General features: G+C 76.2%; 2 protein-coding genes. Both read right to left on the reverse strand.

Annotated features, from left to right (window positions below; genetic code table 11):
* Positions 1–759, reverse strand: a 759-nt coding sequence (locus tag ADY01_RS35620) for a M56 family metallopeptidase (RefSeq protein WP_049581032.1), incomplete at its 3' end; no start/stop codon positions are given.
* Positions 760–764: 5 nt separating this feature from the next.
* Positions 765–1,169 (reverse strand): BlaI/MecI/CopY family transcriptional regulator, encoded by a 405-nt coding sequence (locus ADY01_RS35625; protein ID WP_049581033.1) that lies wholly within the window; start codon positions 1,167–1,169, stop codon positions 765–767.
* Positions 1,170–1,460: the final 291 nt, after the last annotated feature.

Raw genomic sequence — 1,460 nt, forward strand, 5'->3', positions numbered from 1 at the left:
GCGGGGCACGGGTCCCGGGGCCGAGGCGAGCCCGGCGAGGGTCCCGGCCGGGGCGCCACGGGAGACGAGGGCGGCCTTGCCGACGGTGCGGGCCATCAGGCGCCGGTCGCCGATCGCGCGGGCGGCGTCCTCGTCGGCCCACCGCTCGGTGGCGTACCCGACGGCGGTGCGCAGCGGGCGCAGGAACGGGTTCGCCCGCGCGGCCAGTTGCACCACGAGCAGGAACCGGTGGTGCCGCCCGGCCAGGTGCGCCCGCTCGTGGGCGAACAGCGCGCGGCGCTCTCGCGGGGCCAGCCGGTCGAGCAGGCCGCGGGAGACGACGATGCGGGGGGCGGCGCCGGGCAGCGCGTAGGCGTACGCGTCGGGGTCGGGCAGGACCGCGACGGAGGACGAGGAGATGCCGAGGAGGGCGCGCCCGGCCCGGCGGCGGACGCGCCTGTGCCGCCAGAGCGTGGCGGCGCAGGCGGTCAGCACGCAGATCAGCGCGGGAATCGCGGCCCGGCCGGCGATCCCCTCGAAGGGGACGGCATCGCGCACCTCGGCGTCGGACCAGCCGTCGGGCAGCGGGTTCCCGGGGAGCTGGGCCGTTCCCACGACCATCACCAGGGCCAGGCAGAGGGTGGAGCACAGCGCGAGCACGCCGGCCACGGTGGAGAGGATCAGCGTCGCGGTGCGGGGGTGGAGGCGCTGCTCGGCCAGCCGGGCGACCGGCCAGGCGGTCAGCGGCAGCACCAGCGGCAGGAAGACGAAGACCCCCATGGCTCCTACTCGCCGTCCTCCGAGTCGTCGTCCGGGTCCTCCGCGTGGTTGAGGAGGCAGCGCAGCAGCCGCTCGTCGTCGGGCGAGAGGGCGGTGACGAACCGGGCGAGGACCGCTTCACGGTCGCTCTCGCCGTCGAGAACGCGGCGCATGCGCAGGGCGGCGAGACCGGCCTCGTCGGCCGCCGGCGCCCAGACGAACGAACGGCCCGCCTTCTCCCGGCGCACCGCGCCCTTGACCAGCAGGCGGCTCAGGATGGTGACGACGGTGGTGTAGGCGAGGCCACCGGCGACGCGGTCGCGGACCCAGGCGGCTCCGACGGGCCCGGGGGCGGCTCGCAGAACGGCCAGCACCTGGGCTTCGAGCTCGCCGTGCCCCCGCCGCCGGCGACGCGTCTGCCTCTCAGCCACCGCGCCTCCTCCCGGCTCGCGAAGGGCTTCATGATAGGCCCTGCGGGTGGCTTGGCCGTTTGTGGCTGGGGCGGTTTCCGATGCTTTAGGCAGCCCCGTTGGGGCGAGCCTCTAAGATCGGGGCCCGATCGGGGACAACGCGGTGGGGCCCAGGGGCCCGATCCGCCGGCCAGCGTAAGGGCCCCCGATCTCTCGCCCCAACGCAGCTCCCGCCCAAAGCCTCTCCAACCGCGTGGGGGGACCGGATACCTGCGGGCCGTGGGGGCGGGGCCCTCCGGCCCGCAGGTATCC

The organism is Streptomyces sp. SBT349, from assembly GCF_001083795.1.
Lineage (GTDB): Bacteria > Actinomycetota > Actinomycetes > Streptomycetales > Streptomycetaceae > Streptomyces.